Annotated in this window: 4 protein-coding genes and 1 tRNA gene; all 5 read left to right on the forward strand. The window is 62.5% G+C overall.

What is annotated here, in order from left to right:
- A partial coding sequence (locus tag Q7T64_RS13975; protein ID WP_304796933.1) for a GMC family oxidoreductase occupies nucleotides 1–1,105 on the forward strand: 1,105 nt, incomplete at its 5' end.
- Between the two features lie 7 nt (nucleotides 1,106–1,112).
- Nucleotides 1,113–1,580: a hypothetical protein gene (locus Q7T64_RS13980; RefSeq protein ID WP_304796935.1), complete on the forward strand. Its 468-nt coding sequence runs from the start codon at nucleotides 1,113–1,115 to the stop codon at nucleotides 1,578–1,580.
- Between the two features lie 25 nt (nucleotides 1,581–1,605).
- Nucleotides 1,606–3,843, forward strand: a complete 2,238-nt coding sequence (locus tag Q7T64_RS13985; RefSeq protein WP_304796937.1) for an arylsulfatase — start codon at nucleotides 1,606–1,608, stop codon at nucleotides 3,841–3,843.
- 159 nt (nucleotides 3,844–4,002) lie between these two features.
- A tRNA-Thr gene (locus Q7T64_RS13990) sits at nucleotides 4,003–4,078 on the forward strand.
- 358 nt (nucleotides 4,079–4,436) lie between these two features.
- The coding region (thrS, locus tag Q7T64_RS13995; protein ID WP_304796939.1) for a threonine--tRNA ligase at nucleotides 4,437–5,723 on the forward strand (1,287 nt) is incomplete at its 3' end.

The following is a 5,723-nucleotide window of genomic DNA, read 5'->3' on the forward strand; positions in this document are numbered from 1 at the left end:
CATGCGGCTGGGTGGCGCGATGAACCAGTTGGGATGGCATTGGTGGGCTGCAGACAGTGCCATCTCTACCCAAGATTATGAGGGCAGGGCGAAGTGCATCAACCTCGGGCACTGCATCGCTGGCTGCGCCCAGGGGGCCAAGGCCAGTACCGACATCACCTACTGGCCGCAAGCTTTGCGCCAGCGCGTCGAGCTGCGCACCCGTTGCCGGGTGCGCGAGATAACCACCAACGACGATGGCATGGCCACTGGCGCGATCTATTACGACGCCGATGGCGTAGAGCATTTCCAGCCAGCGGAGGTGGTGATCATTGCCTGCAATGGCATCGGCACACCGCGGCTGTTGCTGAACTCGGCTTCATCCCGTTTCCCCGATGGCCTGGCCAACTCCAGCGGACTGGTTGGCAAGAACCTGATGTTCCATCCGTACTCGTCGATTCGCGGCTATTTCGATGAGCCGCTGGACGGCTATCGCGGACCGCACATCGGCACCTGGAGCCAGGAGTTTTACGAAACCGATCGCAGCAGGGGCTTTGTGCGCGGATACACCTACCAATTCATCCGCGGGCAGGGCCCGGTCGCGACGGCGATGACGGGCATGGCCTCCGGCCGGATTCCGTGGGGTGACGGCCACCACCAGGCCTATCGGCAACTGTTCGATCGCAGCGCCGGTATGGTGGCGATCTGCGAGGACCTGCCGGAAGAACACAATACCGTCACGCTCGATTTGCAGCTGAAGGACTCGAACGGAATTGCTGCGCCAAAGATCACCTACCGCCTGAGCGAAAACAGCCGTCGGATGCTGGATCATTCGATTGCCCGCGGCATCGAGATCCTGAAGGTCGCCGGTGCGCGCGATATCGTCACTGACGGCCCCATGCCAGGCGCTGGCTGGCACCTGATGGGCACTGCCCGCATGGGAGTCGACCCGGCGCGCTCGGTGGTCAATGAATGGGGCCGCAGCCACGACGTCAAGAACCTGTTCATCGTCGATGGCAGCATCTTCGTCACCTCCGGCGGCGTCAATCCGACCGCCACCATCCAGGCGCTTGCGCTGTATATCGCCGACAACATCAAGAACCGTCTTGCCAACCTGTTTGATTGAGGCTTCAATGACAAAGGTCATTCAGATTGTGGGGGAGCATGCACTGTCCGACGCGCAGCGGCGCTCGCTGCGCGCGCTGGTCGGGCTGATGATTCCCGCCAGCACCGAGTACCAGGTGCCGGGCGCCGATGACGAAGTCATTTTTGGCGATATCGTCGCCTCGCTGGGGCGCGACGCCACGGCCATCCGGCAGGCGCTCGGGCAACTGGAAGACATGTCCGCAGGCGCCTTCGCTGACTTGCCGGCCAGCCGGCAGGATGCCATTGCACAGCAGCTGCGTCACGACCATCCGGCGCTGGCGAGTGCGCTGGTCGCGGTGACCACGCGCTGCTATTACCGCGATGAGCGGGTCATGTTAGCGCTCGGCATGCAGCCCCGGCCGCCGTTCCCGCAAGGCTTCGCGCTCGAACAAGGCGACTGGTCGCTGCTCGATCCGGTACGTGCGCGCCAAAAAATGTATCGGGACGTTCCCTGATGGCGGTCGTCGAAAGCGCAGTCACATGAGCCAGGAAGAATTTGGCGGCGTCATCGGGCGCAGTTACCAGAGCTCGCAACCCTGGATCGTCCCCGAACCAAGCGCGCCGCCGGGCGCGCCGAATGTGGTGATCATCGTGCTGGACGACGTCGGGTTCGGGCATCTCGGGTGTTATGGATCCACTATAGAGACGCCGCGCATCGACGCGCTGGCGGCGGCGGGGCGGCGCTACAACAATTTCCACACCACCGCGATGTGCTCGCCCACGCGCGCATCCCTGCTGACCGGGCGCAACCATCATGCGGTCGGCATGGGCATGATTGCGGACTGGTGTACCGGCTACCCCGGTTACCAGGGCCAGGTGACGCGGCGTGCGGCAACCCTGGCCGAGATGCTGCAGCCAGCGGGATATAACTGCTTTGCGGTCGGCAAGTGGCACCTGGCGCGACTGCGCGACTGGACCGCCGCCGGCCCGTTCGGGCAGTGGCCGCTGGGGCGCGGCTTCGAGCGTTATTACGGCTTCCTGGCATCGCTGATGGACCACTGGAATCCGGAGCTGGTGTGCGACAACCACGCCATACCGACGCCGCGCCGCCCGGGCTATCACCTGACCGAAGACTTGATCGAGCGCGCCATCGGCATGATCGGCGACCAGCAAGCGGCGGCGCCAGGCAAGCCCTTCTTTTCCTATGTGGCGCTGGGGGCCTGCCACTCGCCGCACCATGCGCCCAGGTCGCATATCGACAAGTATGCGGGCCGCTTCGATGACGGCTGGGATGTCGCACGCGAGCGCTGGTTTGCGCGCCAACTGGAACTGGGGATTGTCCCCGCAGGTTCGCGCCTGACGCCCAGGAATGAAGCAGTACGGCCTTGGGACTCCATGAGCCCGGATGAGCGCAGGCTGTGCGCCCGCCATCAGGAAGTTTTCGCCGGGTTCCTGGACCATGCCGACCAGCAGATCGGGCGCATGGTCGATTACCTCGAACAGCGCGGCCTGCTCGACAACACGCTGCTGATGGTGCTGTCCGACAACGGCGCCACCGAGGAGGGCGGCGACTTTGGCGATGCCAATATCCGCCGCCATTACCAGTTCCTCGATGAGCCGCTGGAACAAAAGCTGGCGGCGCTGGAGCAGCTCGGCTCCGAGCACCTGTTCAACAACTATCCACGCGGCTGGGGCCATGCAGGCAATACGCCGCTGAAGTGGTTCAAGATGCATACGCATGGCGGCGGCGTGCGCGACCCGCTGGTGGTCCACTGGCCGGCGCGCATCAAGCAGGGCGGGCTGGTCAGCGCGCAGTTCTGTCATTGCAGCGATATCGTGCCGACCGTGCTGGAGGCAGTCGGGCTGACTGCGCCGGCCACGGTACAGGGCGTGGAGCAGATGCCGGTCCACGGCACGAGCTTCCTGCACAGCTTCGATGAGCCGCGCGCGCCCGGTCGCAAGAAAGTCCAGTACTTCGAGTTGCTGGGCCACCGTGGCATATGGGCGGACGGATGGAAGGCGGTGACCCACCATGTACAGGGAAGCGACTACGACAGCGACCGCTGGGAGCTCTACCATGTGGACGCCGACTTCACGGAAAGCGAAGACGTGGCCGAGCGCCATCCGGAGAAACTCAGGCAACTGGTCGAACTTTGGTGGGAGCAGGCCCAAATGCATCACGTGCTCCCGCTGGACGACCGCGACCGGCAACGCATCCTGCTTACCTACAAGCTTGCCCCCCGCCGGCGTTATGTGTTCGAGCCCGGTATGGACCGGCTGGCGGTCGTGGCCGCACCGCCGGTAGCCAATCGTTCTTACCGGATCGTGGCCGACGTCGAGCTGGCCCCCGGCAGCGCCGGGGTGATCCTGGCCGCCGGCACCCGCTTCGGCGGCTATGTACTCTTTGTCGAGGGCGGGCGTCTGGTGCATGAGTATGTCGGCCCTGACAGGCGATGGGTAATCGAATCGGGGCAAGCACTGGCGCCGGGTCGCCACCTGCTGGAATTTGAATTCGCCAGGCAAGGACACTGCGCCGGCACCGGCATCCTGCTGTGCGACGGCGCAGTGCTGGGGCGCATCGAGATGCGCAATATGTGGCCATTGGGCGCGACGGCCGGCGGCGTTTATTGCGGCTACGACGACGGCAGCCCGGTCAGCGAGCGCTACCAGTGTCCGTTCAACTTTACCGGGACCATCCACCAGGTTGTGGTGGAGCTGGCGGATGACCAGCTTGCCAATTCCGGGCTGGAAAACATGCTGTCCATCAGTGAAGACTGATGACGGATTGCATGCAGCACAGCGCCGGCTTGTCGCAGCGCCAGGCAGAAGGGCCTCGGCCGCGCCCGCCTGACTGGGTTCGCCGGGCTCAATGGCATCCCGGATTTCCTTGTTCTCTCACAAAGCCGTGGGCCGGCCATTGCTTACCATGCTGTTCATGCCGTTGTAGCTCAGTGCCAGAGCACCTGTCAGGTAAGCAGGAGGTCCGGTGGTTCAAATCCCCGCAATGGCACCAGGATTCATTGTGTTCGAGGTCGGGATTGACCCGGCCGGGAGCTGTCCTGGGCTGCGCAGTTCTGGAATGAATCCCTGAATTCTGATATAGTCCGGACAGCTTGCGAGGCGACTGCGCCACTGCCGCAAAACGACTTCTGATCACCTGAATGTAAGAGCGAGAAAGGCACCACGGTTATGACACCGCGAACTCGTACCGAGACCCCACTCTGAGCGACGCTGGTCGACGTTTTCCTTTCTGCATCTGAGAAAAGCGCGGCTGGTCCGCGTTTTTTTTCGTCTGTATTTTATTTTTCCACCCTGTAAGCCGGTGCTTTCACGGCGGCAAGCGGTCAGCAAGGCTGGCCTGGAGAACAAGCATGATTTCAGTAAAACTTCCCGATGGATCGCAGCGGCAGTTCGAGGCGCCTCCCAGCGTGGCGCAGGTTGCCGCCAGCATTGGCGCCGGGCTGGCCAAGGCAGCGCTTGCCGGCAAGGTGAATGGCCAGCTGGTCGACACCTCCTTCGTCATCGAACAGGATGCCGAGCTCGCGATCGTGACCGACAAGGATCCGGAAGGGCTGGACGTGATACGTCACTCGAGCGCCCACTTGCTGGCCTATGCGGTGAAAGAATTGTTTCCCGATGCCCAGGTCACCATCGGTCCGGTCATCGACAACGGCTTCTATTACGATTTCTCGTACAAGCGCCCCTTCACGCCGGAAGACTTGCAGGCAATCGAAAAAAAGATGGCCGAGCTGGTGAAAAAGGACGAGCCGATCGTGCGCAGCGTGCTGCCGCGCGATGAGGCCATTGCTTACTTCAAATCGATCGGCGAACACTACAAGGCCGAAATCATCGCATCGATTCCGGCCAACGAGGATGTATCGCTGTATGCCGAAGGCCGCTTCACCGACCTGTGCCGCGGGCCGCACGTGCCATCCACCGGCAAGCTCAAGGTATTCAAGCTGATGAAGCTGGCTGGCGCCTACTGGCGCGGCGACTCCAACAACGAGATGTTGCAGCGTATTTACGGTACGGCCTGGGCCAGGAAGGAAGACCAGGAAGCCTATCTGCACATGCTGGAAGAAGCCGAGAAGCGCGATCACCGCAAGCTCGGACGCGCGCTCGACCTGTTCCATTTCCAGGAAGAGGCGCCCGGCCTGATCTTCTGGCATCCGAAAGGCTGGATCATCTGGCAGCAGGTTGAAAAATACATGCGCCAGGTGTTCCAGGACAACGGCTACCAGGAAGTGAAGGCGCCGCAGATTCTTGACCGTACTCTTTGGGAGCGCTCCGGACACTGGGAGAACTACAAGGAAAACATGTTCACCACCGAGTCGGAGAATCGCGCCTACGCGCTCAAGCCGATGAACTGCCCGGGCCACGTGCAGATCTTCCGCTCGAACATGCACTCCTACCGGGAGCTGCCGCTGCGCTATGGCGAATTCGGCCAGTGCCATCGCAACGAACCATCCGGTTCGCTGCACGGCATGATGCGGGTGCGCGGCTTCACACAAGATGATGGACACATCTTCTGTACCGAAGACCAGATCCTCGACGAGTGCGTTGCCTTTACCGCGCTGCTGCAAAAGGTCTATCACGACTTCGGCTTCACCGAAGTGATCTTCAAGGTGGCGACGCGGCCCGAGAAGCGGGTCGGGTCC

The organism is Lacisediminimonas sp. (genome assembly GCF_030645335.1).
Classification (GTDB): domain Bacteria; phylum Pseudomonadota; class Gammaproteobacteria; order Burkholderiales; family Burkholderiaceae_D; genus Lacisediminimonas.

Coding starts and splice junctions, on each gene's coding strand:
- Q7T64_RS13980 (WP_304796935.1), top strand. CDS start 1,113: ATGACAAAGGTCATTCAGATTGTGGGGGAGCATGCACTGTCCGACGCG.
- Q7T64_RS13985 (WP_304796937.1), top strand. CDS start 1,606: ATGAGCCAGGAAGAATTTGGCGGCGTCATCGGGCGCAGTTACCAGAGC.